Here is a 25,804-nt window from a genome sequence, read left to right on the forward strand (position 1 = left end):
CGGGAACGAGTTATCCACAGTTTCGCCGTTCTGGTCCGAGCGCCGTCGCACGGGTCACTAGCCTGAGATGCAGACCCGGCGCGAGGATCCGGGGGAGCCGCCGCACCCGGAAGGAGCGAAGATGTCTCAGCACACCGTCGATTCGGGGCGCACCGTCGATCCGGAGAGCACCGTCGATCCGGGGAGCGCCCCGGATCCGGAGCGCACCGCTCCCAGGGTGCGCCTCGACGGGCCGAGGCGCGCGGCGTGGGCGGCGACCGATCCGCTGCTCACCGAGTACTACGACACCGAGTGGGGGATGCCGGTCTTCGGCGAGACCGAGCTGTTCGAGCGGCTGAGTCTCGAAGCGTTCCAGTCCGGTCTCTCGTGGCTCACGGTGCTGCGCAAGCGCGAGGCGTTCCGCTCGGCGTTCGACCGCTTCGACCCCGAGCGGGTCGCGGAGTACGGCGAGACCGACGTCGCGCGACTCCTCGCCGACCCGGGGATCATCCGCAACCGGCTGAAGATCGCCGCGACCGTGCGCAACGCGCGGGCCGTGCTGCGCCTGCGCGAGGAGTCCGGCCCCGGTCTGGCGGAGCTGCTCTGGTCGTACATGCCCGAGCGTTCGCCGGCTCCTGAGCGCGATGAGCAGGTCCCGGCCGCCTCGCCCGAGTCGCACGCCCTCGCGAAGGAGCTGAAGCGGCGCGGCTTCTCGTTCGTGGGGCCGACCACCGTCTACGCACTGATGACCGCCACCGGGATCGTGGACGCGCACCTGGTCTCGAGCCACCGTCGTGGATGCTCGGGGCTCTGGAACACCGACGGATCCCGCACCGCGGAGGTTCCGCCGCTCCCGCCTCGATAGGATGGTGGGGTTCGCCGGGACCGCTCGCAGCGGAGTTCCCCGGCACCGAACCTCCCACTCCCGACGTCATGATGGAGCAGCATGTCTGAAACCCCCGCGGCAGAACGCGCCGCGGCGACCGGAGAGATCACGGCCGAGACCGTGCAGCATCTCGCCGGCCTCGCCCGGATCGCACTCACCGACGCGGAGATCGAGTCGCTCACCACGGAGCTCGACTCGATCCTCGCCAATATCGCCAAGGTCAGCGAAGTGGCGCGCGACGACGTGCCCGCGACCAGCCACCCGATCCCGCTGAACAACGTGATGCGGCCCGACGAGGTCGCCGACGTGCTGACGGGAGAGCAGGCGCTCGCGAACGCGCCCGAGGCGGCCGACGGCATGTTCAAGGTGTCGTCGATCCTCGGCGAAGAGCAGTAGGGAACGCAGATGACCCAGTTGATCCATCTCACCGCGGCGGAGCTCGCCGCCAAGCTCGCCTCCGGCGAGGTCTCCTCCGAGGAGGCGACGCGCGCCCACCTCGACCGCATCGCGGCCGTGGACGGGGAGCTGAACGCGTTCCTCGCCACCGACGCGGAGGGCTCGCTCGCGGCGGCGCGCGAGATCGACGCGCGCCGCGCCTCCGGCGAGGCGCTGGGCGAGCTCGCGGGTGTGCCGCTCGCGGTGAAGGACGTGCTCGTCACGACCGACATGCCCTCCACCTCCGGCTCGAAGATCCTCGAGGGCTACCGCTCGCCTTACGATGCCACCGCGGTGGCGAAGGCCCGGGCGGCGGGTCTCGTGAACATCGGCAAGACCAACATGGACGAGTTCGCCATGGGCTCCTCCACGGAGAACTCCGCCTACGGCCCCACCCGCAACCAGTGGGCGACCGACCGCGTGCCCGGCGGCTCCGGCGGCGGTTCCGCGGTGGCGGTCGGCGCCTTCGAAGCCCCGCTCGCGCTCGGCTCGGACACGGGCGGCTCGATCCGCCAGCCCGCGTCGCTCACCGGCACCGTGGGCGCGAAGCCCACCTACGGCGGCGTCAGCCGCTACGGCGCCATCGCCCTCGCCTCTTCGCTCGACCAGATCGGCCCCTGCGCGCGCACCGTGCTCGACACGGCGCTGCTGCACGACGTGGTCGCCGGGCACGACCGCCACGACTCGACCTCGCTCGACTTCGCCTGGCCCTCGATGGCCGAGGCCGCGCGCGGTGGCGCCGATCCCGCGTCCCTCAAGGGCCTGCGCGTGGGCGTCGTCAAGCAGCTGATGATCGACGGGGTGCAGCCCGGTGTGAAGGCACGCTTCGAGGAGGCGCTGGGCCTGCTCGCGGCCCAGGGCGCGGAGATCGTCGAGATCGACGCCCCGCACTTCGAGTACGCGGTCGCCGCCTACTACCTGATCCTGCCGGCCGAGGCCTCCAGCAACCTCGCGAAGTACGACTCGGTGCGCTTCGGCCTCCGGGTCGCGCCCGAGGGCGGCGGCACCGTCGAGAGCGTGATGAGCGAGACCCGCGCCGCGGGCTTCGGCGCCGAGGTGAAGCGCCGCATCATCCTCGGCACCTACGCGCTCTCGGCCGGTTACTACGACGCCTACTACGGCAGCGCGCAGAAGGTGCGCACCCTCATCCAGCGCGACTTCGCGCAGGCGTTCGCGCAGGTCGACGTCATCGCGTCGCCGACCGCGCCCACCACCGCGTGGCAGCTGGGCGCGCACGGCGGCGATCCGATGCAGGACTACCTGAACGACGCCACCACCATCCCCGCGAACCTCGCCGGGATCCCGGGCCTCAGCCTGCCCATCGGCACCGCGAGCGAGGACGGCCTGCCGGTCGGCCTGCAGCTCATGGCGCCGGCATTCGAGGACGCGCGCCTCTATCGCGCGGGCGCGGCGATCGAGAACCTCATCACCGCTCGCGACGGACGAGCGTTCTGGGAACAGACTCCGGCGCTCGAAGGGGGAGCACGCTGATGGCCAAGACCAAGCTGATGGACTTCGATCAGGCTCTGGAGCTCTTCGAGCCGGTGATCGGCCTCGAGGTGCACGTCGAGCTGAACACGAAGACGAAGATGTTCTCCTCGGCGCCGAACGCCTTCGGTTCCGACCCCAACACGAACCTCACCCCCGTCTGCCTCGGCCTGCCGGGCTCGCTGCCCGTGGTCAACGAGCAGGCGGTGCGGTACTCGCTCAGCCTCGGGCTGGCCCTCGGCTGCGAGATCGCCGAGGTGTCGGGCTTCGCGCGCAAGAACTACTTCTACCCCGACATGGCGAAGAACTACCAGATCTCGCAGTACGACGATCCGATCGCCTACGACGGCTCCGTCGAGATCGAGATCGCATCGGGCCGCGTGCTGCACGTGCCGATCGAGCGCGCGCACATGGAGGAGGACGCCGGCAAGCTCAACCACGTGGGCGGCTCGACCGGGCGCATCCAGGGCGCCGAGTACTCGCTCGTCGACTACAACCGCGCGGGCGTGCCGCTCGTCGAGATCGTGACCCGCCCGATCTTCGGCGGCGAGGCCGACACCCCCGAGATCGCCGCCGCCTACGTCGCGACGATCCGCGAGATCGTGATCGCACTCGGTATCTCGGACGCGCGCATGGAGCGCGGCAACCTGCGCTGCGACGCGAACGTGTCGCTGCGCCCGCGCGGCAACGAGAATGCCGGCATGTCGGTGCTCGGCACCCGCACCGAGACGAAGAACGTGAACTCGCTGCGCTCCGTGGAGCGCGCGGTGCGCTTCGAGATCCAGCGCCAGGCCGCGATCCTCGCGGCCGGGGGCGCGATCACGCAGGAGACCCGCCACTGGCACGAGGACACGGGGGAGACCTCGCCCGGCCGCCCGAAGAGCGACGCCGACGACTACCGCTACTTCCCGGAGCCCGACCTCGCGCCGCTCACGCCGTCGCGCGAGCTGGTCGAGGAGCTGCGCGCCGAGCTGCCGGAGCATCCGACGCTGCGCCGCCGCCGCCTGCGCGCGGAGTGGGGCTTCTCGGCGCTCGAGTTCCAGGACGTCGTGAACGCCGGCCTCACCCAGGTGATCGAGGCGACGGTCGCCGAGGGCGTGCCGCCGCAGACCGCGCGCAAGTGGTGGACCGGCGAGATCGCCCGCATCGCGAACGAGCGCTCGGAGACGGCCTCGGACCTCATCACCCCGGTGCAGGTCGCCTCGGTGGTCGAGCTCGTCGACGCCGGCACGCTCAACGACAAGCTGGCGCGCCAGGTCATCGCCGGCATCATCGCCGGCGAGGGCACCGCGGCCGAGATCGTGGAGGCCCGCGGTCTCGCGATCGTGTCGGACGACGGCGCGCTCGTCGAGGCCGTGGATGCGGCGCTCGCCGAGCAGCCCGACGTGCTCGCGAAGATCCGCGACGGCAAGGTGCAGGCCGCCGGCGCCATCATCGGCGCCGTGATGAAGGCGATGCGTGGCCAGGCCGACGCGGCCAAGGTGCGCGAGATCGTGCTGGAGCGCGCGGGGCAGTAGGCGCGCAGGGCCCCGCCGGTCGAGCGGGCCGGACGGTGGCCCCGCCCGACCCGCTCGACCGGCGAGGGCTCCGCTACTCCCGCACGTCGTCGTCGATCCAGTCCATCGACTTCGTGACGGCTTTGCGCCACAACCGCAGGCGCCGTTCCCGCTCCCCGGCGTCGAGACGGGGCTCCCAGCGCCGATCCTCGCGCCAGTTGGCCGAGAGATCTTCGAGCCCGCTCCAGAAGCCCACGGCGAGCCCCGCCGCGTAGGCGGCCCCGAGGGCGGTGGTCTCGGCCACCACGGGGCGCACCACCGGCACGCCCAGCACGTCCGCCTGGAACTGCATCAGGGCGTCGTTCACCACCATGCCGCCGTCGACCCGCAGCTCGGAGAGCGGCACCCCGCCCGCCGCGGTGACGTCGGCGTTGACCGCGTCGAGCACGTCGCGCGTCTGGAACGCGACCGCCTCGAGCGCGGCGCGCGCGATGTGCGCCCGATTCGCGTAGCGGGTCAGCCCCACGATCGCGCCGCGGGCGTCCGGCCGCCAGTACGGGGCGAAGAGCCCCGAGAAGGCCGGCACCACGTAGACGCCGCCGTTGTCCGGCACGCTCGCCGCGAGCCGCTCGACCTCCGCGGCGGATCCGATGATCCCGAGCTGGTCCCGCAGCCACTGGATCAGCGACCCGGTCACCGCGATCGATCCCTCGAGCGCGTAGTGCGCGGGACCGTCGCCGAGCCGGTATCCGACCGTGGTCAGCAGGCCGTTCCGCGAGTGGACGATCTCCTGGCCCGTGTTGAAGATCAGGAAGCAGCCCGTGCCGTAGGTGTTCTTGCTCTCACCCGCGCCGAAGGCCGCCTGGCCGAACGTCGCCGCCTGCTGATCGCCCAGGATGCCGGCGATCGGCGTCTCGCGCAGCAGGGATGAGCTCTCCGCGGTGCCGTACACCTCGGAGGACGACCGGATCTCGGGCATCATCGAGCGCGGCACCCCGAAGACCTCGAGGATGTCGTCGCGCCACTCGAGCGTCCGCAGATCCATGAACAGCGTGCGGGAGGCGTTGGTGACGTCGGTGACGTGCACGCCGCCGTCGACGCCGCCGGTCAGGTTCCACAGCACCCAGCAGTCGGTGGTGCCGAAGAGCAGGTGGCCGGCCTCGGCCGCCTCGCGGGCGCCCTCGATGTTCTCGAGGATCCAGGCGATCTTGGTGCCCGAGAAGTACGTCGCGAGGGGGAGGCCCACGATCTCCGCGAAGCGATCGATGCCGCCGTCGGCGGCCAGGCGATCCACGATGCCCTGGGTGCGGGTGTCCTGCCAGACGATCGCGGGGCAGACCGGCTGCCCGGTTCTGCGGTCCCACACGACGGTGGTCTCGCGCTGATTGGTGATGCCGACCGCTGCGATGTCGTGGCGGGTGAGATCGGCGCGGCCGAGGGCGATGCCGATCACCTCCTGCACGTTGCGCCAGATCTCGAGGGGGTCGTGCTCGACCCATCCCGCCTGGGGCATGATCTGCTCGTGCTCCCGCTGACCGGTGGCGACGGGCGCGCCCGCGCGGTCGAAGACGATGGCGCGCGTCGACGTCGTACCCTGATCGATCGCGATGACGTGGTCGGCCATGCGGTTCCTCCTTCGTCGGAAGTGGGGTCGCGCCTGCGCGCGATGGTTTCGGATCCCGGATCAGCCGAAGGGTGCGAGGCCCGGTTCGCCGAGCACCACCCGGTGCTCGCGCAGCAGCAGCTCCTCGGTGCGCCGGACCTCCTCCTCGCGGCGCTCGGCGTTCCAGCCGAGCGCCGGGGCGACCGCCTCGGCCGCGGCCTCGAGCCCCGCGCGCGTCAGTCCGCCGACGAAGGCGAGCGAGGTGCGCCGCAGCAGCAGGTCGTCGAGATGCACGACGCTCTCGTGCGCGGCGAGATGGGCGAGCTCCTCGACGAGATAGCCGGGCAGCTCCGCGGCCTCGGCGGGCGCGGCGGGCAGCGCGTCCAGCACCTCGGCCGCCTTGGTGCCGTAGCGGTCGAGCATGCGCTCGACCAGCTCGGGGTCCCGTCCCCGACCGTGCCTCGCCGTCCAGATGCGCCGGGAGGCGCGATCCGTGGGGAAGCCCGCCCCGCCCCCGATGGGCGTGGTGCGGGTGCTCGCGATGCGTTCGGCGCCGAGCAGCCCGAGCGCCTCGTCCGCCAGGTGCTCGCCGAGTGCCCGGAAAGTCGTCCACTTGCCGCCGACGAGGCTGAGGGTGCGCACGCGGCCGATCCAGCCGTGCTCGATGCGGTAGTCGCGGGAGACGAAGCCCGGAACCGTGTCGTCGTGCCGGGGGAGCGGCCGGATGCCCGAGAAGGTGTAGACGATCTGCGAGCGGTCGACCCGGACGGTGGGGAAGACATGGCCGATGAGGTCGAAGAAGTAGTCGACCTCCTCGTCCGTGCAGAGTGTCGGCTCGCGGGGGTCGGCGTCGATGTCGGTCGTGCCGACGAGCACGCGGTCCTTGAGCGGGTAGATGAGCACGATGCGCCCGTCCGAGTGCTCGAAGAAGATCTCACGGCCTCCCGTGGCCTCGAGCAGCTCGGGGTGGTCGAGCACGATGTGCGAGCCCTTCGTGCCGCCCATGAAGCTCGTCGGCTTGCCGAGCACCTCGTTCGTCAGGTCCGTCCACGGACCGCTGGCGTTGACGACCACCCGCGCGCCGAAGTCGAACTCGTGGCCGGTCGCCTCGTCGCGCAGCCGCACCCCGCTCCCGGACGAGGCGACCGCGGAGACGTAGTTCGCCGCGCGGGCGCGTTCGCCGCCCGCCGCGGCCCCGTCGGAGAGCACGTCGAGGGCGAGCCGTTCCGGGCTGTGCATGGAGGCGTCGAAGTAGGTCGCGGTGTACTTGAGCGACGGCGTGAGGCGGGGCAGCTCCCGCAGCGAGCGCTCGCGACCGTGGAAGCGGTGGCGCGGCACGCGGCCTCCTCCCCGGGAGAAGACGTCGTACAGCACCAGGCCGATCTTGATGAGCAGTGCGCCGCGCTCGCGTGGCTTGCCCCGACCGTGGGTGACGAGCAGCCGGAACGGGGCCGTGAGCACACCCGAGAAGGTCGAGAAGATCGGGATCGTGGTGCGCAGCGGTTTCACGTAGTGGGGCGCGTTGCGGGTCAGGCGGTTGCGCTCCTGCACGGCTTCCCGCACGAGGCGCAGCTCGCCGTTCTCGAGGTAGCGGATGCCGCCGTGGACCATGTGACTCGACGCCGAGGACGCCCCCGAGACGAAGTCGCCGCGCTCGACGAGCGCGACGTCGACGCCCTGCAGCGCGAGTTCCCGGAAGGTCGCGATGCCGTTGATGCCGCCGCCGATGATGAGCACGTCGGCCGCCGGGCGATCCCGCAGCGACGCGATCCGAGCCCCGGGAGTGCCTGATGCCGTCATGATGCCCTCCGTTCTCGTCCCGTGGTCTCTACGCTAGCGGCTCCGGCCCGTGCGTGCCGGAGGTCTGTGGTGCAATGGAGGCATGGAAGGCGCGCCGAGGGACATCGCTTCGATCCTGCACGTCGACATGGACTCGTTCTTCGTGTCGGTGGAGCTGCTCGACCGGCCCGAGCTGCGCGGGCTTCCCGTCGCCGCCGCACACGACACCGCGCGCTCGGTCGTGTCGAGTGCGAGCTACGAGGCCCGGCGCTTCGGCGTGCGCTCGGCGATGCCGGTGGTGCGGGCCAAACAGCTCTGCCCGCAGCTCGTCCTGCTGCCGCCGACCTTCGAGAAGTACCGCCGCGCCTCGAAGGCGGTGATGGCGATATTCGAGGAGTTCACCCCCCTCGTGGAGCCGCTCAGCATCGACGAGGCCTTCCTCGACGTCGAGGGGTCCGTGCGCCTGTTCGGTCCGCCGGCCGAGATCGCCCGGCAGTTGCGCGAGCGGGTGCGGGAGCGCACGGGGCTCCCCGCCTCGGTGGGGCTCGCGGGCACCAAGTTCGTCGCGAAGCTGGCCTCGCAGCGCGCCAAGCCCGATGGCGTGCTCGAGGTGCCGCCGCAGCGCACGCTCGAGTTCCTGCATCCGCTCCCGGTCGAGGCGATGTGGGGCGTGGGGCAGGCGACCGCGAGGGCGCTCCGGTCGCGTGCGATCCACACGGTCGCGGATCTCGCCCGGGAGCCGCTGCCGTCGCTCGAGCGCGTCGTGGGCGTCGCGAGCGCCCGCCGGCTGCACGACCTCGCCAACGGGCGCGACGCACGGCGGGTGGAGACCTCCCGGATCGAGAAGAGCATCGGGCATGAGGAGACCTTCGCGCACGACGTGGTGGATCCCGCGGTGCTGCAGCGCGAGCTGCTGCGCCTCTCCACCCGCACGGGGGAGCGGCTCCGGGCGGCCGGGATCGAGGCCCGCACGATCTCGATCAAGGTGCGCTGGGAGAGCTTCGAGACCGTCACCCGCTCGCGGACGCTGACCGAGGCGACCCAGTCGACGCAGCGCATCTACCGCACGGCCACGGAGCTCTTCGAGAGCCTCGGAGCGGCCGGTCGGCCGGTGCGGCTGATCGGGGTGCGCGCCGAGCACCTGCTGGAAGAGGGGGCGGACGCCGCGGCGCTCTGGAGCGAGGACGACGGCTGGCGCGCGGTCGATCAGGCCGTGGACGACGTGCGCGGGCGCTTCGGGGCCGCGGGTGTGACCTCGGCGAGCCTGCTCACCGGTCGCGGCGAGGTCGTCGATCCGCGGTCCCTGCAGGAGCCGTAGCGCGGCGATCGGCTCGTGCGGGTCACTCCTCGTCGGGAGCCTGCTGCGTCGCCATGATCGTGAGCACCGATTCGAGGATCGCGGCGAGCCAGTCGAAGACGAGCACCGTGCCCCGGGTCTCGTCGTCGGCGACCAGCCGCGCGTGATCGTCGGTGGAGTCGAGCCCGATGCGCGCGGCGATGGCGAGTCGCAGCGCGGTGACCGTGCGCACCCACGCCGGCAGCGTCTCGGTCGAGATGTCGACCTCGATGTACTCGGCCTCGCCGGGCACGCCTGCGCCGAGGCCGAGCGCGGCCGTGACCTGCATCGCGTCCTGCAGCTTCCGGTTCAGCAGTCCCTGCTCGGTGACGCGCCGGAACTGCGCCGCCTCGTCGTCGCCCTCGTAGGCGTCGGGGAAGAGGCGCGCCAGCGCCGGATCCTCCGGGGGCTGCTCCGAACCGCCGACCTCCAGACTCGCGAACAGCGGGTCGGGATCCAGCGCCGTACTGCTGTGGCTCTGCAGCAGCTGCGTGAGCTGCGAGATCAGCTGGTCGAGCATCGCGGCCTCGTCGGGGTCGAGCAGCAGCCTGAGATCGCCGTCGGGCAGAGGCAGCAGCTTCATGCCTCACCCGCCGGTCGCACCGTGGCCCAGAGCCCGTAGCCGTGCATCGCCTCGACGTGCATCTCCATCGCCTCTCGCGCTCCCTCGGCCACGACGGCACTGCCCCGATGATGCACGCGCAGCATCAGCTCCTCCGCGTGCGCGCGCTCGAAACCGAAGTGGATCTGGAAGACGTACGCAACATAGGACATCAGATTCACCGGATCGTCCCACACCACCGTCTGCCAGACGCGCTCGGGGGTGGTGCGGGCCTGCTCGCCGAGCGCGGCCTCGGTGCTCGTCGCACTCGTGATGACCACCGGCTCAACCCCACCCGAGCTCATGGATCCGCTCCTCCGTGATGCCGTAGAAGTGCGCGATCTCGTGCACGAGCGTGATGCGGATCTCCTTGACCAGCTCCTCGTGATCGGCGCAGTGCTCCAGCAGGTTCTCGCGGAAGAGGATGATGCGGTCGGGCTCCTCGCCGTAGCCGTAGACGTTGCGCTCCGCGAGCGAGAACCCTTCGTAGATGCCGAGCACGTCGCTGCCGTCGGCCGGGCGGTCCTCGACGAGGAAGATCACGTTGTCGAGCTGCTCGAGCATGTCGTCGTGCAACGAGTCGAGGCCGTCTGCGACCATCGACTCGAACTCCTCGTGCGACATCTCGAGCATGGTTTCACCCTACACAGAAAGCGGCTGGGAGCGGTGGGAAGATCCGAGGATCGGCGGTCGTACACGCCCGGCGCGCATCGGTTGGCGGAGCGGGCTCGGAATGGGCTATGATCGTGGGGTTGCCTCGTTCGCCCCGGTGAGCGCGGACAGCATGGTGGCTATAGCTCAGTTGGTAGAGCACCGGCTTGTGGTGCCGGTGGTCGCGGGTTCAAGTCCCGTTAGCCACCCGGAACTCAGCGCCCCCGGCTTTCGAGCCGGGGGCGCTGTTCTGCGCCGGGCCGTTGCGAGAGCGCACCGGGCTCCGCCGGGGTCGGGAGAACGCGCGGTCAGCCTCCGAAGACGGGCAGCCACTGCGCCGCCGCGCGGATCTTGTCCGCCACCGCAAGCCCCTGCGCGCCGCCCTGCAGCGCCCCGGCGGCGGCCACCCGCATGTAGTCGAACGCCGACGGCTTGTTCGAGGACTCCTGGAACACCTGCAGGCTGATGGCGAGCACCTTCTCCATGGCGGCCGCGACCCGCGCGTCGCGGTCGGTCTCGAGGGAGGAGAACAGGACGCCGATCATCCACTTCCGGTTCATGACATCGGGATCGAGGAACTCGAGGAGGGCGCCGTCGCCGTACCGCTCCTGTCTCGCATGGTCCATGCAGGCGAACCAGGCCGGATGCAGCCGGCGCAGCACCGGCTCGATCTGCGGCTGCGCGAGGTTCTCGAGGATGGGGTCGAACTGATGGTCCCAGCAGGTCACGGCGGCGCCGATGGCGTCGTCGACCGTCAGGATGTAGACGGGGACCCATGCGTCGCCGAGCGACACCTTGGCCTCGACGTACGATGCGGTGTCGCGCCACGCGATGCCGTCGACGATCTCCGTGGCGGGCGGCGCCCCGTAGAGGAAGTGCTCCATCCGACCGTGTCCTTCCGCGCCTGTCCGATCGCTGGAGCAGATCCTCCCGCGGCACGGACCCTACGCTCATGATTCACCGTGGCAGGGAGGATGTCAACGGAGCCCGACGGCACGGATGGGCCCGGTGGAGCAGCGCAGCACGGCGGGCCCGGCGCAGCACGGCGGGCAGCTCGGGCTTCGGGACTAGCCCCTGAGGGAGGCCCGCAGTGCGCTGAGCATGAAGCGGACCTTGCTGGGGCGCCCCCGCCAGGAGCGGCCGGACCGCACGTCGACGCCGTGCACCCGTGGGGCGATGACCGCGGGGGAGCCCCCCAGGAGCAACTGCACGATGTCGGTCGCGAGCATCGCGGCCGATATCTCGACGGCCGGGGCGATGGCCGGGGCCTCGATCTCCCCGCGTTCGACGGCGCGGAGGGTGTCCACCCGGAGGTACGGCGGGATCCGCTGCACCCACCTCCAGAGCGGGACCGAGACCTCGCCGTCGTCGAGCGACTCGTACGCGACGCCGACGGGCAGACCCATGAGACGCTCGAAGTGCGTCGACTCGGTGAGCACGGTGTGCCACGCGCCGAAAGCGACCTCGACGCCGAGCGCGACGGGGATCCCGCGGCCAGTCGCCGTGCGGGCGAGGCGCAGCCCCAGGGACGGCACCGTGTAGTCGGTGCCGTCGACCACGGCATCGGCTCCGTCGATGAACCCGTCGAGATTCTCCGGAGTGATCCCCGCCTCCCAGGTGCGCACCTCGATTCCGGGGGAGACCCCGCGGCAGAGCTCGGCGACGACCTCGGTCTTGGGACGTCCGACAGAGGCGATGGTCGAGGCGGCCTGGCGATTCAGATTGGAGACCGAGAAGGTGTCCGGGTCGGCGAGGCGGAGGGCCCCCACGCCGGATCGAGCCAGCACCTCGGCGACGCGACCGCCGACGCCGCCGACACCCGCGATGGAGACGGTCGAACGCGCCAGCGTCGCGAGCTCCGCTGCGGTGAAGATCCCTCTGCACCGGTCGAGGTGCTCCGGGATCCCCTGGGTCTCGCTAGCGGTCATGGTAGATGAGATGCTTGCGGCCGATGGTCCCGTCCCAGGGGTGCGAGTAGTAGGTGCCGCGAAGCGTGCGCTTCTTCTCGGCGATGTCGATCCGAGCGCCCTCCCAGAAGTCCTCGAGCAGCATGTAGATGACGAAGTTCTCGGCGTTGAACACGAAGCGCGACTCGCTGATCCGGGTGACCGGATAGCCGAACCGGGTGAGCGCCTTGTAGAACCAGGGCTCGACCTCGGCGTAGCAGTGGTCGATCTGCAGGTCGCGGAGCCGCTCGAAGACCGCGCGCATCAGGCCGACCTGCGCCAGGCCGGTCCGGTGCTCGCGCACCACGGCGAATCCGGAGATCTCGGCGCTGTTCGCGAGCGGCGACACGCCGAAGGTCTCCTCGACCTGCAGCGGACGCCCGTCCTGGGAGCCGAAGATGATCCGTGCGGTCGCCACCGGAGTGCCGTTGCTGTCCCACGCGAGGAAATGCTCGGAGTAGTCGTCGTAGGCGTCGGCGTGGATGGAGCCGTTGAGATCCTCGGACGTGAAGAGCCCCTCTTCGAGGTAGACGTCCTGCCGGACGAGCCGCCAGGTCTGCAGATCGTCCTCCGATTGGACGCGCGTGATGCGGTAGGAGATCGAAGAGGAACTGGAAACCCCTGCTCTGCGCTGAGAATCTCCTCCGACGGAAACAACATCCAGACTCATCTCGAGGAGCCCCTCCTGCTTTGATACGCAACCGCACTACAGCAATTGCCGGAAATATCGATGATAGTACGAAACGCTTTGTGGATGGCGGCGCTCAGAAATGCGAACCGCGAATTCACGCCGATCGGCTACCGGGAAATCCCGTCGCATCAGATAGCATGAGTCAGCAACGGAGTGGTGATTGGGGTAACGGTGCCGGGAGAGAACTGGACGCTCGGGGGCAGCTCGCGAACTCAGCCGGGTTCTGACGAACTGCGCACCAGAGTGCTTCGCAGCGCGACTCAGCATGTGGAGACCGTCGGCCTCTCGCTCGGAATCGATGCCGCCGTCATCGAGAAGCTCTCCGCGGAAGCGGGCATCTCCACGCGCCAGTTCGCCAAGACCTGGCCCTCGACGGACGCATTCCTCACCGACCTGTTCTGCGAACTCGCGAACCAGGCCCAGATCGATCGTGCCGACACGCAGACCCTGTTGACCACCTGGCAGTATCTCGGCACGCGGGGCGACGATCTCCGCTCGGTCGAGGGTCGGCGCGGGGTGCTGATCGATCTGATCCGCACCGTGATGGAGTACAACTTCGACGTGGTGACGGCCTCGAGCAAGTGGCGCACCTACGCCGCGATCTCCACGACGATCCTGTCCTGGCCGGAGGGGGAGGCCCGTACGCGGGTGCTCGACGCGCTCCGGGCGAGCGAGCTCGCCTTCGTGGACACCATGGAGAGCTTCTACCGCAACCTGCTCCCGACGATCGGCTACCGCCTGAAGCCGATCTTCCGCAACGACTACCAGACCTTCGTCGTGGCCGCGGCCTCCGTCATCGAGGGGCTCGGGGTCGTGCGCGCCACGGTGCCCGCACTCGTGGAGGCGCACTTCGACATCCCCGCCGGGGAGGGCACCGAGACCTGGTCGGTCGCCGCGCTCGCGTTCATGGGCGTGCTCGACGCCTTCTTCGAGCTCGACCCCGACTTCGTGCCCGACGAGGCGATCGCCCGGCTCAGCGGCGGCGTCGACGTGACTCCGCCCTCTCGCACCGAATCCGATTACTGACCCGGGGTTCAGGTGATGAGCGCCCGCGCGCTCCAGTGCTGCAGACGATCCATCGTCTGCGCGAATGAGAAGGGCCTGCCGAAGTAGTAGCCCTGCGCGCTGCGGACGCCGAGCTCGATGAGCACATCGGCCATGGCGCGATTCTCGATGCCCTCGACGACCACGGTGTGGTTGAGGCTGTCGCCGAAGCCCTGCAGCGCCCGGATCACCTCGCGCTGACGCACGTCGTCGAGGTTGTTGATCAGGCTCTTGTCGATCTTGAGGATGTTCATGGGGAAGTGCACGAGGGCTCCCACGGGGGAGTCGTCGGACCCGTAGTCGTCGAGCGCGATGACCACCCCGGCCTCCTGCATGAGTTCGGCGTCGCGCCGCAGCTCGTCGGTCACCGAGCGCAGCGAGCGCTCGTTCAGCTCGATGCAGAGCGAGAGATCCGGGTGGGCTCGAGCGGTGTCGCGGATGAAGGGGCCGAGCTCGTCCTCGCTGATCTGGCCGAGCTCGAGATTCACCGTCATGCAGTCGATACCGGGCTCGAGGCGGTGGAACGCCTCCGCCGCATCCAGGGCCTTCGTGATGACCTGCTGCGTGAGCTCGTTCATGAGGCCGAGGCTCTTGGCCCGCGCCACGAGCGAGGGCGGGGAGATGGGGCCGAGTTCGGGATCGACGTAGCGCACGAGCGCCTCGAACGCCCAGATCCTGCCCTGCTCGATGTTCACGATCGGCTGGAAGGCGAGGCTGAGCCGGTTGTCGCGGATCGCTCGCGCGACGATGTCGTTCGTGCGGGTCGAGCGATGCGAGGAGACGCTGACGTTGCCGGCGACCGGCCCGCCCTGGCGCCGAGAGCGCTTGGCCCGCAGCATCGTGCGGTCCGCGTCCTCCACGAGCGTCTGCGCGTCGAGCTCCCGATGGCTCGAGAAGGCGAGCCCCGCGCTGACCACGGGGCGCAGGTACTGCCCCTCGAGCGAGAGCGGCTGATTGACCTTCTCGATGATCCGGTCGGCGGATTCCTTCGCCTGCTCGAGGGAGACGAGCCCCGAGAGGATCACGACGAACTCATCGCCGCCGACGCGCGACACGAAGTCTCCGCCGCCCGCGGCGCTCTGCAGCCGGTCGGCGATGGCGCGCAGCAGTTCGTCGCCCGCACGATGGCCGAAGTTGTCGTTGAGCTTCTTGAAGTTGTCGAGGTCGAGGAAGAGCAGAGCGATGCCCTCGTGGTACGGGCGGTTCTCGTTCGCCTCGATGAGCGCCTTCTGGAAGGCGCCGTAGTTCGGCAGTCCGGTGAGCGTGTCGCTGTTCGCGCGGCGCTCGAGCACGTCGACCTCGCCCTGCACGCGCGCCGCTTCGCTCGCGACGTGGGCGAGCGTGCCGAGAGCGTGCTCATCCTCTCGCGTGAACGGCCCTCCGCCGATCTTGCGCGCGGCGATCAGATGCTGCTCGGTGCCCGAGCCGAGGCTCACCGCCGCGCCGATCTCGTGGGGCTGGGGCCCCGGCTCGCGCAGTTCCACGACGTTCGCCTGGACGATGTCCCGCGCTCGGCTCTGCAGCGCGGCGGCGATGCCGCCCCCGTTCTCCCGGGGCAGTTCGACGGCGGCGTCCACGAGGGCGTTGAGCCGGTGCTCGATGGCGGCGTAGCGCTGGCGCTGGGCGAGCACGTAGAACACGGACGCCGTGAGCAGCACGACGAACGACCTGCGGCTCGCGACCGGATTGTGCTCGAACCAGGGCACCAGCGAGGAGTTGACGTAGTTCATGAGCGTGGCGGTGCCGGTGACCACGAGCACGACGAGACCGACCTTGGGGAGACTGATCGCCGAGAGGCCGAAACCGCGGTCGGGGGCCGAGCGCCCCCACTGCCGGACGAACTCGCCGAGCAGGAACAGCACGTAGTAGACGGTGGACGCGGCGAGGAAGCTCGGGAGCAGCCACACGTCGAGCCCCGACAGGGCGGTGTGGACCGCGACGAAGGCGGCCGCGGCGAGGGCGCTCGTTCCCGTCACGCACAGCGCGTGCAGGAAACTGCGGCGGCGCACCATCTGCGAGATGACGACGCCCACCGCCCAGACGCACACGCCGAGGAGCGGGGACTCCTTTACCGGAGGGATCGCGAGCATCACGATGCTCACGCCCACGAGGGGGAACCCCGGGTTGCGGCCGATGTGCATCTGGAACGCGCTGCAGATGATCACCCCCGCGATCACGGCGAGCACCAGCGTCCACGATTCCGGCTCCGACTGGATCAGGCGGTAGCCCCCGTACCCGATGCTGCCCAGCGCGAGGGTGGCGAAGAGCGCCGAGAGGACGTCGCCCCGATTCGTCGCACCCATGCGTCTGAACACGGCCCCTCTTCCCATGTTTCGGCGTGCCCACGCGACGGTGACGACGCGACGTGCAGCAAGATCAGCAGAGTCAATCATGGCATGAGTGACGCGCGATCCCGGCGCGCGACGCGGAAACTGCTCGAGCGCGGAGGTCTCCACTCGACGAGATATCCGGAGCGCAGCGGTCGAATCCGGCCTGCCGGCGGTCCGCGATCGCTTCCGGTCGCTCTTCCCCGACCCGTGCGGGTGAGGCACAATGGCAGCGTGGCGAACGAGATCAAGACCCGGCCCGGCGACGCCGACGTGCGGGCGTTCCTCGAGCGCGCCACTCCGGCGAAGCGCCGTGAGGACGGGCTGGCGCTCGCCGAGATCTTCGGCGAGGCGACGGGAGAGCCGCCGGTGCTGTGGGGTTCCTCGATCGTCGGGTACGGCAGCTACCGCTATATCTCACCGGCCAACCCGCGTACCCGCGGCGACTGGCCGAAGACCGGATTCTCGCCGCGCAAGGCGCAGCTCTCGCTCTACGGTCTGAAGGATCTGCCGGAAGGAGCGGGCCTCCTGCCGCAGCTCGGCACCTACACGGAGGGCGCCGGCTGCGTCTACGTGAAGCGGCTCGAGGACATCGACCTCGACGTGCTGCGCCGGCTCATCGCCATCGCGTGGTCGCGGGGCGACGACCCCGAGCCCTGAGTCGCGGATTCAGACGGTGGGCGCGGATTCCGGGCCGTCGATGAGCGGGGCGTAGCGCTCGCTCGCCGCCTGTGCGATCCCGGCCGCAGCGGTCTTGTCGGGCCCGGGGCCCTCGATCATCACGGCGCCTCGGAAGTACGCGAGCTCCTGGATCGACTCGGCGATGTCGGCGAGCGCGCGGTGCCCGCCCCGCTTCTCCGGTGCGCCGAAGTAGGCCGCCGGGTACCAGCGCCGGCTCAGCTCCTTGATCGTGGAGACGTCGATGCTGCGGTAGTGCAGGCGGCCCTCGAGCCGCGGCAGGTACTTCGCGATGAAGCGGCGGTCCATGCCGATCGTGTTGCCCGCGACGAGCGGCCGGCGGCCGGCGGTCACGAAGCGGCTCAGGTAGGCGAGCACCTGCGCCTCCGCCTCCTCGAGAGCCGCACCGCCCTCGATGCGGGAGAGGAGCCCCGAGCTCTCGTGCATGCCCCGCACGAAGTCGCTCATGTTCTCGAGCGCCTCCGGGCCGGGGTTGATGACGATCTCGAAGCCCGGGTCGAGCGGCTCCAGATCGAAGTCCGTCACGATCACGGCGATCTCGCAGAGCCCGTCGCGATCCACGTCGAGACCGGTCATCTCGCAGTCGATCCACACGATCTGATCCGCTGGCGCGTTCGACACGTTGCACTCCTTCAGCCACTTGAACCAATTCAGTCTAGACGCTGCCCGATAGGCTGGACTCCATGGCAGTCCTTCCCATCGTGATCTCCGGCGAGCCCGTGCTCCACCGCCCCGCAGCCCCCGTCACCGAGTTCGACGCAGAGCTGCGCACGCTCGTGGACGACATGTACGAGACCACCGTCGCGGCTCCGGGCGTGGGGCTCGCGGCGCCTCAGGTCGGGGTGGGCAAGCGCGTGTTCGTGTGGATGTACGAGGATCAGGACGAGGCGCCCGCGCAGGGGGCGGCCATCAACCCCGAGCTCTGGATCGCTCCGCCCGAGCCCGGTCTCCCCGGCGAGGACGAGGTCGAGGGCTGCCTCTCGTTCCCCGGGGAGCGCTTCGCGCTGCGGCGTTCGCCGCGCGCGCTGCTGCGGGCGCAGGACATCGACGGCAATCCCTTCGAAGTGCAGGCGAGCGGCTGGTTCGCGCGCATCCTGCAGCACGAGTTCGATCACCTGAGCGGGCTGCTCTACGTCGATCGCCTGGTGCATCCGGAGAACCGGGGGGCGCAGAAGGCGCAGCGCAAGAACGGCTGGGGCAAGCCGGGACTCAGCTGGCTGCCGGGGGTCGACGACCTGGAGGGCTGATGCACTCGGGCGCTGCCGGGAGCCCGATCAGCCGGATGCGAGCCGACGCGAGTCGGGGACGGCGAGCCACGCGAGCAGCGCGGCCACGAGCAGCGCGGCGGTGACGCCGAACGCCCAGCCGAATCCCGCGAGGTCGACGATCGCTCCCGCGACGAGGGGGCCGAGCACCCCGCCGAGATCGCTGGTCATCGAGTACGCCGCGACGACGCCCCCGCCGCGCCTCTGCGCGAGGACGTCGGCCAGCACGGCCTGCTGGCCCGGATTGACGAGCGCCGACCCCGCCCCGGCCGCGAACATCACCGCGAATACGACCCCGATGCTCGGGGACGCCGGGAGCGCCGCGTACGCGAGCGCGAGCACCGCGGTGCCGAGCACGAGCATGGGCTTGCGGCCCACGGTGTCGTTCCAGCGGCCCGAGGGCAGGATGAGCAGCGCGTTCCCGGCGGCGTAGGCGGCGAGCACCCAGGCCGCGAGCGCCGCGTCGCCCTGGAAGGCGACTGCGACGAGGATCGGGATGACCGAGACGCGAACCCCGAAGGAGGACCAGCCGAAGGCGAAGACGGAGAGCAGCAGCGAGCGGAAGTGGGGGAGGCGGACCGCCTCGCGGAGCGTCATCGCCTCGTCGCCCGGAGCGTCATCGCCGTTCGGTCGCGCCGCGGCCTGCGAGCCGCGAAGGGAGACGGCCACCACGGCGGCGGCGGCGAGCAGCGTGACGAAGTAGAACACGAAGGGCGCGCGCAGGCCGAACGATGCCACGATCCCGCCGAACACGGGCCCGAGCAGGCCGCCGAGCAGGAATCCGGCGGCGTTCAGGCTGGCGACGCGGGCACGGGCCCGCGGCGGGCTCACCTTGATGAGGAGTGCCGTGGCGGCGACCGTGAACATGGTCGATCCGATCCCGCCCGCGCCGCGGAGCACGACGAACTGGGTGTAGTCGGCCGCGAGGGCGGCGGCGCCCGTGGAGACGGCGACGATGAGGATGCCGAGCGTGTAGGTGCGACGCTCGCCGAGACGCCCCACGACCCAGCCCGCGAGGGGTGCGGAGAGCAGGCGCATGAGCGCGAATGCGCTGACGATCGCCGACGCCGCGAAGTTGGAGACGCCGAACTCGAGCGCGAACTGCGGGATCGCCGGGGCGACGACGCCGTAGCCGAGAGCCACGGTGAAGCCCCCGGCCACGAGCGCCCAGACCTCGAAGGGAAGCCGGGGCCGGGAGGAATCACGCACCACACGATCCTAGCGGCGGGCCGAGAACGGGGGATCGGCGCGGTCGTCCCCCGGTATCGGGAGGTGAACGACCGGTGAGCATTCGGGAAAGTCTTGGGGTGCGAGAGCGGAACGAGAGCGCGGCGCGGCGCGCCGGGTGGCATAGTCGTGGCAGACCGTGCGGCGGATGTTCGCCGGCCGTGCCACTCGCGGAGAAGAGGAAACCGGGAAGTGAACTCGACAGACACCCCGCCGAGCGGTCATCGGGATCCTCAGGTCGAGCTGACGCTGGGGTCGCGGGCCGCTCCTCCGCGCACGCTGATCGACATCCTGCGCGCCACGGCGGCCGCCCACCCGGAATCCAGTGCGCTCGACGACGGCTCCGGCGCCCTGAGCTACGCGGAGCTGCTCGCCGCGGTCGAGGCGCGGGCGCTCGAGCTGCGGTCGAACGGCGTGCGCCGCGGCGACCGCGTCGGCGTGCGCGTCGACAGCGGATCCCGCGAGCTCTACATCGCGATCCTCGCGGCCATGGTCGCCGGTGCGGCGTACGTGCCGGTCGACGCCGACGACACCGACGAGCGCGCCAGGCTGGTCTTCGGGGAGGCCGGCGTCGTCGGGATCGTGGGCAACGGCGGATACGCGCCGACCGGCCTCGCCCCGGCCGAGCCCGACCAGACCGGGGCGGCCGGCCCGGAGTCGACCGACCCCGGGGCGGATCGTCTCGGAGCCCCCGCGCTCGACGACGACGCCTGGATCATCTTCACCTCGGGATCCACGGGAGTGCCGAAGGGGGTCGCGGTGTCGCACCGCTCGGCCGCCGCCTTCGTCGACGCCGAGGCCCGCATGTTCCTGCGGGAGGCGCCCCTCGGACCGGGGGACCGTGTGCTCGCGGGCCTGTCCGTCGCCTTCGACGCCTCCTGCGAGGAGATGTGGCTGGCCTGGCGGTCGGGAGCCTGCCTCGTCCCCGCGCCCCGCGCGCTCGTGCGGGCGGGCGAGGACCTGGCGCAGTGGCTCGTGCGCCAGAGCATCTCCGTCGTCTCGACGGTGCCGACGCTCGCCGCGATGTGGCCGCACGAGGCCATCGAGAGCGTGCGGCTGCTCATCTTCGGGGGCGAGGCCTGCCCGCCCGAGCTCGCCGCTCGTCTCGTGGAGGAGGGCCGCGAGGTGTGGAACACCTACGGTCCCACCGAGGCGACGGTGGTGTCGTGCGGATGCCGGCTCGACGGTATCTCCCCGATCAGCATCGGACTGCCGCTCGACGGCTGGGATCTGGCTGTGGTCGACGCTGCCGGGCACCGGGTGCGGGCCGGGGAGAGCGGCGAACTGATCATCGGCGGCGTCGGTCTGGCCCGCTATCTCGATCCGGAGAAGGACGCCGAGAAGTACGCGCCCATGCCCGCGCTCGGATGGGACCGCGCCTATCGATCCGGCGACCTCGTGCGGTACGAGCCGGAGGGGCTGATCTTCCTGGGCCGCGCCGACGATCAGGTGAAGGTGGGCGGGCGGCGCATCGAACTCGGCGAGGTGGAGAACGCGCTGCAGGAGCTGCCCGGTGTGACGGCCGCCGCCGCCGCGGTGCAGGCGAGCGAGGCGGGCGTACCGCTGCTGGTGGGCTATCTCGTCGTGGAGGGGGACGAGCCCCTCGACCGGGCGCTGGCGCGCACGCACCTGGCCGAGCGGCTTGCGGCGGGGGTGATGCCGCTGCTCGCCGTGGTCGGAGAGCTGCCGGTGCGCACCTCGGGCAAGGTGGATCGCGCGGCGCTGCCGTGGCCGCTGCCCGGAGTCGATGAGCCCGCGGCGCAGGGACTCACCGGCACCGAGCGCTGGCTGGCCGAGCAGTGGCAGGCCGTGCTCGGTGTTCCGGTGCCCGACGCGGGAGCCGATTTCTTCGACCTGGGCGGAGGCTCGCTCGCCGCGGCGCAGCTCGTGTCGCGTGTGCGCGAGCGCGTCGCCGAGTTCACGGTCGCCGACATCTACGACGTGCCGCGCCTGCGCGCGATGGCGAAGGCGATCGCCGCGGTGGAGGACGCGAGCGGGCCGGACGACTTCCACCATCCGCGCCCGACGCCCCGCCGCACGCAGTGGGCGCAGACGCTCGTGGGGGCGCCGCTCTTCATCGCGAGCGGAGTGCGCTGGCTCGTCTACCTGCTCACCGCGGGCACGATCCTGAACCTCTCCGCCGGTTTCGAGGTGCTGCCGAGTGCGCCGCCGTGGGCGCTCATCGTCGCGATCCTCGTCATCTCCACCCCTGTGGGCCGCATGTCGATCGCGGCCCTGGCCGCCCGGGTGCTGCTCGCAGGAGTCAGGCCCGGGGACTACCCGAGGGGCGGACAGGTGCACATGCGGCTGTGGCTTGCCGAGCAGTTCGCCGAGCAGATCGACGCGGTCGGCCTCGCGGGCGCCCCGTGGGTCACCCTCTACGCACGCGCGCTCGGGGCGAGGATCGGCAGGGACGTGAGCCTGCACGCACTGCCCCCGATCACCGGCATGCTCGAGGTCGGCGCGCGATCCGCGATCGAACCGGAGGTGGATCTCACCGGCTACTGGATCGACGGCGATCTGCTGCGGATCGGCGAGGTGCGGATCGGCCGCGAGGTGACGGTGGGCGCGCGCAGCACACTCGCGCCGGGCACGCGGATCGACGACGGCGCCGAGATCGCCCCGGGATCGGCCGTGTTCGGCCGGGTCAAGGCCGAGCAGACCTGGGCAGGATCCCCCGCGGTGCGCGTCGGAGGACGTTCGGCGGCGTGGCCCGACGCCCCGCCGCGGCGTTCGCGGACGTGGCAGGCGGTGTACGGGCTCTCGTCCTTCGGCCTGGCGCTGCTGCCCTTCGCCGCCTTCGCCGGCGGCGGGATCGTGATCGCCGCAGCGATGCGCGGCAGCGAGACGCTGGGCGCGGCGGCGCTCGCGGCGCTCGGTGCGCTCGTGCCGGCGGTGCTCCTGACCGGACTGCTCTACGGAGGTGCGGTCGTGGTGATCGTGCGGCTGCTGTCCATCGGGCTGCGGGAGGGGACGTTCCCCGTGCTGAGCCGGATCGGCTGGCAGGCGTGGGCCACCGAGCGCGTGCTCGACGCCGCGCGCAGCTTCCTCTTCCCGCTCTACTCCAGCCTCTTCACCCCGGTCTGGTTGCGCCTGCTGGGCGCCCGGGTCGGCAGGAACGTCGAGGCCTCGACCGTGCTGCTGCTGCCCGCGATGACGCGCATCGACGACGGGGCGTTCCTCGCGGACGACACGATGGTCGCCTCGTACGAACTGCAGCGGGGCTGGCTGCGCATCGGTCGAGTGCGCATCGGCAAGCGCGCGTTCCTCGGCAACTCCGGGATGGCGGGCCCGGGACATCGCGTACCCAGGGACTCGCTGGTCGCGGTGCTGTCGGTGGCACCGGACAAGGCCAAGGCGGGGTCCTCGTGGCTCGGTTCTCCGCCGGTGCGGCTGCGCCGGGCGGCGCAGAACGGCGACGACTCGCGCACCTATCACCCCGGTGCCGCGCTGCGTGCGGCCCGAGCGCTGTGGGAGCTCTGCCGTATCGTGCCGGTGATCGTCACCTGCGGGCTCGGACTCGTGGTGCTGCTCGTCTTCGCGCTGCTCTGGGAGTCGGTGGGACCGGTGTGGACGCTGCTGCTCTCGGGTGTGGTGATGCTCGCCGCGGGTGCGGTCGCCGCCGGCGTGTCGACGGCCGCGAAGTGGGCGATCGTCGGTCCGATCCACCCGGGGGAGGCGCCGCTCTGGTCGAGCTTCGTGTGGCGCACCGAGGTGAGCGACACCTTCACCGAGATGCTCGCGGCGCCGTGGTTCGCCCGCGCGGCGGCGGGCACGCCGGCGCTCGCGGTCTGGCTGCGGTCGCTCGGCGCGCGCATCGGGACCGGTGTGTGGTGCGAGTCGTACTGGCTGCCGGAGCCCGATCTCGTGACGCTCGGCGACGGATCCACCGTCAATCGGGGCTGCGTGGTGCAGACCCACCTGTTCCATGATCGAATTATGAGCATGGACACCGTCGAACTCGAGGCCGGAGCCACGCTCGGCCCGCACAGCGTCATCCTGCCCGCGGCCAGCATCGGCGCGCACGCGACGGTGGGGCCGGCCTCGCTCGTCATGCGCGGCGAGCGCGTGCCGGTGGGGTCGCGGTGGAGCGGCAACCCCATCGGCCCCTGGCGCGCGGTGAAGGTGCGCGCATATCAGTCCACGAAGTGACCGGGTGACCGATCCAATGCCGAAGTCCTACACGCCGCACAGCGGCGACCCGCGCTACGCCGTCGAGCGCTACGTGCTCGACCTCGCCTACACCCCCCGCACCAACCGCCTCGTCGGCCGTGCCGAGCTCCGCATCGAGGTGCTCGAGGAGACGGACGCGCTGCGCGTCGACCTCGTGGGCCTGCAGGCGAGCAGAGTGCGGGTGGACGGAGGCGCTCACCGGCGGGTGAAGCAGGGCGAGCACGCGCTGCAGATCCGCTTCGACGAGCCGCTGCCCGCTGGACGAGAACTGGTGCTCGAGATCGAGTACGCCGGCCGTCCGGCCCCCCGCCGCTCGCGCTGGGGGCGCATCGGGTGGGAGGAGCTCGAGAACGGTGCGCTCGTGGCGGCGCAGCCGACGGGGGCTCCGAGCTGGTTCCCGTGCAACGACCGCATCGACGATCGCGCGCGCTACTCGATCGCGCTCACCGTCGAGGACGGGTTCTTCGTCGCGGCGACCGGCGTGCCGGGGCTCGTCGTGCGACGCGGAGGGACGCGACGCTGGAGTTTTGAGAGCGACGTGCCCACCGCCACCTATCTCGTCGCGGTGCACGTGGGCGAGTACGCCGAGTACCCGCTCGCGCTCGGGCTGCGGGGCGGCAGTCTCGGCGGCCGCCTGCTCACCGCGCCGGCGCAGGCCGCGGCCACGCTGCGGGCGTTCGCGCCGGTCCCGGACATGCTGCGCGTCTTCGAGGAGTGGTTCGGTCCGTATCCGCAGCACGACCTGACGATCGTGGTGACCGAGGAGGAGCTGGAGATCCCGCTGGAGTCGCAGGGCATGGTCACCTTCGGCGTCAACCACAACGCCGCCGGCGAGCAGCGGCTCATCGCGCACGAGCTCGCCCACCAGTGGTTCGGCAACAGCGTCGGCATCGCCCGGTGGCGGGACATCTGGCTCAACGAGGGCTTCGCGTGCTTCGCCGAGTGGTTGTGGTCGGAGGCGGCGGGCGGCCCCTCGGCCGCGCGACTCGCGGAGGAGCATCACGCCCTGATCGCCGGGCTGCCGCAGGATCTGCTGCTCGCGGATCCCGGGCCCGCCGACATGTTCGACGACCGCGTGTACAAGCGCGGTGCCCTGCTGCTCGAGGCGCTGCGGCGCACGATGGGCGAGACCGGCTTCCGCGCGCTGCTGCGCGCCTGGGCCACGGGCAACGAGCATCGGCTGGTCGAGAGCGTCCAGTTCGTCGAGCTCGCCGAGTCGCTGAGTCCGGTGCCCCTCGGGGAGCTCTGGCGGAAGTGGCTGCACGGGACGGCGCTGCCCCCGCTGCCCCCGCTCCTCGTGCCCGGTCCCGCCTGAGGGGCTGCGTCTCCGCCCCGGACCCGCGCGTGCACGGTCATCCTGCGCATCCCCGGTCATCCTGCTGCGCCCCCACGGTCATCCTGCGCGAAGTCGCAGGATCCACCCCGCAACCCCGCGCCGCTCAGCCGTCGTACGCCACGCTCAGCAGCGCGACCGAGCCGCCCGGAAGCTCCAGCCGCGCATCACGGCCGACGAGCGCGGGGAAGCCGTCCGCGGCGGGGGAAGTCCAGTCGACCTCCGCCCCGTTCTCCGGCGCTGCCGCCTCGATCCGGGTCGCCGCGAAGTCGCCGCGCAGCCCGGTGCCGCGCGCCTTGAGAACGGCCTCGATCTGCGTCCAGTCCCGCACGCGATCGGAGCCGATGGCCTCGCGCACGGCCCGGCGCCGACTCGCGGTGTCGAGTTCCGCATCGATCGCGAACGCGGTCGCGCTGCGCGGCGCGGCCCCGGCCACCACGAGCGGTCCGGCGTAGGCGACGCTCACGAGCGGTTCGGGATCCTCGCCCGGCGTGCTGCCGGGGCGCACCCGCAGCGGCCCGTGCGGCCCGCCGCATCGCGGGCACACGGCGTAGAATTCGGCGTCGCCGCCCACCAGACCGCGCAGCAGCGCGCGCCCGCGTCCGCGGCGCTCGGCCGCGTCGGGAGCGATCGCCCAGGCGATCCGGGCGCGGCCGAGTCGCCGCGCCGACTCGAGCGCCTCGCGCGGCACGCGCCCGGCCTCCGGGTTCACGCGGGTGCGAGCGCGATGAGCAGAACTTCGACCATCGATCCTCCCTGGGGCGCTGTTCTGAAAAAGTGTATCTTCATGGATGGTACGGTGACGAGGGGGCGCGGGTGGCTGCGCAGCCACCGGTGCCGGCGGG

Annotated in this window: 22 protein-coding genes and 1 tRNA gene; 11 read left to right on the forward strand and 12 right to left on the reverse strand. The window is 71.2% G+C overall.

The genetic code is table 11. The features are described from left to right. The first annotated feature begins 121 nt into the window (after positions 1-121). The 4 genes from ACWKZU_RS06685 to gatB all read left to right on the forward strand — a co-directional run bounded on the left by ACWKZU_RS06685 (position 122) and on the right by gatB (position 4,305). The gene (locus tag ACWKZU_RS06685; RefSeq protein ID WP_449281622.1) at positions 122-844 is read left to right on the forward strand and encodes a DNA-3-methyladenine glycosylase I; all 723 of its coding nucleotides are present in this window, start codon (positions 122-124) and stop codon (positions 842-844) included. Positions 845-925: 81 nt separating this feature from the next. Then, entirely contained in the window at positions 926-1,261 is a 336-nt protein-coding gene (gatC, locus tag ACWKZU_RS06690; RefSeq protein WP_449281623.1) for an Asp-tRNA(Asn)/Glu-tRNA(Gln) amidotransferase subunit GatC, read from the forward strand. Between the two features lie 9 nt (positions 1,262-1,270). Next, complete coding sequence (gatA, locus tag ACWKZU_RS06695; RefSeq protein ID WP_449281624.1) at positions 1,271-2,791, forward strand: Asp-tRNA(Asn)/Glu-tRNA(Gln) amidotransferase subunit GatA; 1,521 nt, start codon at positions 1,271-1,273, stop codon at positions 2,789-2,791. Beyond that, positions 2,791-4,305 (forward strand): Asp-tRNA(Asn)/Glu-tRNA(Gln) amidotransferase subunit GatB, encoded by a 1,515-nt coding sequence (gene gatB / locus ACWKZU_RS06700; RefSeq protein ID WP_449281625.1) that lies wholly within the window; start codon positions 2,791-2,793, stop codon positions 4,303-4,305. Before gatA ends, gatB begins: the two co-directional genes overlap by 1 nt. Positions 4,306-4,378: 73 nt before the next feature. Here the strand turns inward: gatB and glpK are convergent, their stop codons facing one another. Both glpK and ACWKZU_RS06710 read right to left on the reverse strand, forming a co-directional pair. Beyond that, positions 4,379-5,908 (reverse strand): glycerol kinase GlpK, encoded by a 1,530-nt coding sequence (gene glpK / locus ACWKZU_RS06705; RefSeq protein WP_449281626.1) that lies wholly within the window; start codon positions 5,906-5,908, stop codon positions 4,379-4,381. Between the two features lie 60 nt (positions 5,909-5,968). Next, positions 5,969-7,687, reverse strand: a complete 1,719-nt coding sequence (locus ACWKZU_RS06710) for a glycerol-3-phosphate dehydrogenase/oxidase (protein ID WP_449281627.1) — start codon at positions 7,685-7,687, stop codon at positions 5,969-5,971. Positions 7,688-7,769: 82 nt separating this feature from the next. Between ACWKZU_RS06710 and dinB the strand changes: the two genes are divergently transcribed. Further along, positions 7,770-8,984, forward strand: coding sequence for a DNA polymerase IV (gene dinB / locus ACWKZU_RS06715; RefSeq protein ID WP_449281628.1), 1,215 nt, complete (start codon positions 7,770-7,772; stop codon positions 8,982-8,984). Positions 8,985-9,006: 22 nt separating this feature from the next. On the opposite strand, the gene ACWKZU_RS06720 is transcribed toward dinB, so the two are convergent. From ACWKZU_RS06720 to ACWKZU_RS06730, 3 genes are read right to left on the reverse strand one after another with little or no spacing between them, the layout of a single operon-like run. Further along, entirely contained in the window at positions 9,007-9,585 is a 579-nt protein-coding gene (locus tag ACWKZU_RS06720; protein ID WP_449281629.1) for a DUF2017 family protein, read from the reverse strand. Beyond that, a complete protein-coding gene (gene clpS, locus ACWKZU_RS06725; protein WP_449281630.1) occupies positions 9,582-9,908 on the reverse strand; it encodes an ATP-dependent Clp protease adapter ClpS in 327 nt (108 codons plus the stop codon). Before clpS ends, ACWKZU_RS06720 begins: the two co-directional genes overlap by 4 nt. After that, positions 9,889-10,236, reverse strand: coding sequence for a metallopeptidase family protein (locus ACWKZU_RS06730; RefSeq protein WP_449281631.1), 348 nt, complete (start codon positions 10,234-10,236; stop codon positions 9,889-9,891). The genes clpS and ACWKZU_RS06730 overlap by 20 nt, the downstream gene beginning before the upstream one ends. A gap of 154 nt (positions 10,237-10,390) precedes the next feature. Between ACWKZU_RS06730 and ACWKZU_RS06735 the strand changes: the two genes are divergently transcribed. Beyond that, positions 10,391-10,463 (forward strand) — tRNA-His (locus ACWKZU_RS06735). A 99-nt stretch (positions 10,464-10,562) separates the two neighbouring features. Here ACWKZU_RS06735 and ACWKZU_RS06740 read toward each other — a convergent pair. The 3 genes from ACWKZU_RS06740 to ACWKZU_RS06750 form a co-directional block, all read right to left on the reverse strand. Beyond that, entirely contained in the window at positions 10,563-11,138 is a 576-nt protein-coding gene (locus ACWKZU_RS06740) for a hypothetical protein (protein WP_449281632.1), read from the reverse strand. Between the two features lie 183 nt (positions 11,139-11,321). Beyond that, on the reverse strand, positions 11,322-12,182 hold the full coding sequence (locus ACWKZU_RS06745) for a ThiF family adenylyltransferase (protein WP_449281633.1): 861 nt from the start codon (positions 12,180-12,182) through the stop codon (positions 11,322-11,324). Then, entirely contained in the window at positions 12,172-12,870 is a 699-nt protein-coding gene (locus ACWKZU_RS06750) for an N-acyl amino acid synthase FeeM domain-containing protein (RefSeq protein ID WP_449281634.1), read from the reverse strand. Before ACWKZU_RS06750 ends, ACWKZU_RS06745 begins: the two co-directional genes overlap by 11 nt. A 288-nt stretch (positions 12,871-13,158) precedes the next feature. On the opposite strand from ACWKZU_RS06750, the gene ACWKZU_RS06755 reads away from it, so the two are divergent. Next, the gene (locus tag ACWKZU_RS06755; protein WP_449281635.1) at positions 13,159-13,917 is read left to right on the forward strand and encodes a hypothetical protein; all 759 of its coding nucleotides are present in this window, start codon (positions 13,159-13,161) and stop codon (positions 13,915-13,917) included. 8 nt (positions 13,918-13,925) lie between these two features. On the opposite strand, the gene ACWKZU_RS06760 is transcribed toward ACWKZU_RS06755, so the two are convergent. After that, the gene (locus ACWKZU_RS06760; protein ID WP_449281636.1) at positions 13,926-16,250 is read right to left on the reverse strand and encodes a putative bifunctional diguanylate cyclase/phosphodiesterase; all 2,325 of its coding nucleotides are present in this window, start codon (positions 16,248-16,250) and stop codon (positions 13,926-13,928) included. A 246-nt stretch (positions 16,251-16,496) separates the two neighbouring features. Between ACWKZU_RS06760 and ACWKZU_RS06765 the strand changes: the two genes are divergently transcribed. Continuing rightward, positions 16,497-16,922 carry a DUF1801 domain-containing protein gene (locus ACWKZU_RS06765; RefSeq protein ID WP_449281637.1) on the forward strand — a complete coding sequence of 142 codons (426 nt, stop codon included), beginning with the start codon at positions 16,497-16,499 and terminating at the stop codon, positions 16,920-16,922. A 9-nt stretch (positions 16,923-16,931) separates the two neighbouring features. Here ACWKZU_RS06765 and orn read toward each other — a convergent pair whose 3' ends face one another. Beyond that, a complete protein-coding gene (orn, locus tag ACWKZU_RS06770; RefSeq protein ID WP_449281638.1) occupies positions 16,932-17,582 on the reverse strand; it encodes an oligoribonuclease in 651 nt (216 codons plus the stop codon). A gap of 62 nt (positions 17,583-17,644) precedes the next feature. Here orn and def point away from each other — a divergent pair, with 62 nt between their 5' ends. After that, positions 17,645-18,208 (forward strand): peptide deformylase, encoded by a 564-nt coding sequence (gene def, locus ACWKZU_RS06775; RefSeq protein WP_449281639.1) that lies wholly within the window; start codon positions 17,645-17,647, stop codon positions 18,206-18,208. Positions 18,209-18,235: 27 nt separating this feature from the next. On the opposite strand, the gene ACWKZU_RS06780 is transcribed toward def, so the two are convergent. Continuing rightward, complete coding sequence (locus ACWKZU_RS06780) at positions 18,236-19,435, reverse strand: MFS transporter (RefSeq protein WP_449281640.1); 1,200 nt, start codon at positions 19,433-19,435, stop codon at positions 18,236-18,238. 210 nt (positions 19,436-19,645) lie between these two features. Between ACWKZU_RS06780 and ACWKZU_RS06785 the strand changes: the two genes are divergently transcribed. After that, positions 19,646-23,605 (forward strand): Pls/PosA family non-ribosomal peptide synthetase, encoded by a 3,960-nt coding sequence (locus tag ACWKZU_RS06785; protein WP_449281641.1) that lies wholly within the window; start codon positions 19,646-19,648, stop codon positions 23,603-23,605. 4 nt (positions 23,606-23,609) lie between these two features. Beyond that, on the forward strand, positions 23,610-24,941 hold the full coding sequence (locus tag ACWKZU_RS06790; RefSeq protein WP_449281642.1) for a M1 family metallopeptidase: 1,332 nt from the start codon (positions 23,610-23,612) through the stop codon (positions 24,939-24,941). A 124-nt stretch (positions 24,942-25,065) separates the two neighbouring features. Here the strand turns inward: ACWKZU_RS06790 and ACWKZU_RS06795 are convergent, their stop codons facing one another. Further along, complete coding sequence (locus ACWKZU_RS06795; protein ID WP_449281643.1) at positions 25,066-25,650, reverse strand: hypothetical protein; 585 nt, start codon at positions 25,648-25,650, stop codon at positions 25,066-25,068. Between the last annotated feature and the right edge of the window lie 154 nt (positions 25,651-25,804).

Source organism: Leucobacter sp. (genome assembly GCF_053528595.1).

Bases quoted from the DNA above. Each gene is read 5' to 3' on its own strand.
- ACWKZU_RS06685 (WP_449281622.1), top strand. From the start codon at position 122: ATGTCTCAGCACACCGTCGATTCGGGGCGCACCGTCGATCCGGAGAGC.
- gatC (WP_449281623.1), top strand. From the start codon at position 926: ATGTCTGAAACCCCCGCGGCAGAACGCGCCGCGGCGACCGGAGAGATC.
- gatA (WP_449281624.1), top strand. From the start codon at position 1,271: ATGACCCAGTTGATCCATCTCACCGCGGCGGAGCTCGCCGCCAAGCTC.
- gatB (WP_449281625.1), top strand. From the start codon at position 2,791: ATGGCCAAGACCAAGCTGATGGACTTCGATCAGGCTCTGGAGCTCTTC.
- glpK (WP_449281626.1), bottom strand. From the start codon at position 5,908: ATGGCCGACCACGTCATCGCGATCGATCAGGGTACGACGTCGACGCGC.
- ACWKZU_RS06710 (WP_449281627.1), bottom strand. From the start codon at position 7,687: ATGACGGCATCAGGCACTCCCGGGGCTCGGATCGCGTCGCTGCGGGAT.
- dinB (WP_449281628.1), top strand. From the start codon at position 7,770: ATGGAAGGCGCGCCGAGGGACATCGCTTCGATCCTGCACGTCGACATG.
- ACWKZU_RS06720 (WP_449281629.1), bottom strand. From the start codon at position 9,585: ATGAAGCTGCTGCCTCTGCCCGACGGCGATCTCAGGCTGCTGCTCGAC.
- clpS (WP_449281630.1), bottom strand. From the start codon at position 9,908: ATGAGCTCGGGTGGGGTTGAGCCGGTGGTCATCACGAGTGCGACGAGC.
- ACWKZU_RS06730 (WP_449281631.1), bottom strand. From the start codon at position 10,236: ATGCTCGAGATGTCGCACGAGGAGTTCGAGTCGATGGTCGCAGACGGC.
- ACWKZU_RS06740 (WP_449281632.1), bottom strand. From the start codon at position 11,138: ATGGAGCACTTCCTCTACGGGGCGCCGCCCGCCACGGAGATCGTCGAC.
- ACWKZU_RS06745 (WP_449281633.1), bottom strand. From the start codon at position 12,182: ATGACCGCTAGCGAGACCCAGGGGATCCCGGAGCACCTCGACCGGTGC.
- ACWKZU_RS06750 (WP_449281634.1), bottom strand. From the start codon at position 12,870: ATGAGTCTGGATGTTGTTTCCGTCGGAGGAGATTCTCAGCGCAGAGCA.
- def (WP_449281639.1), top strand. From the start codon at position 17,645: ATGGCAGTCCTTCCCATCGTGATCTCCGGCGAGCCCGTGCTCCACCGC.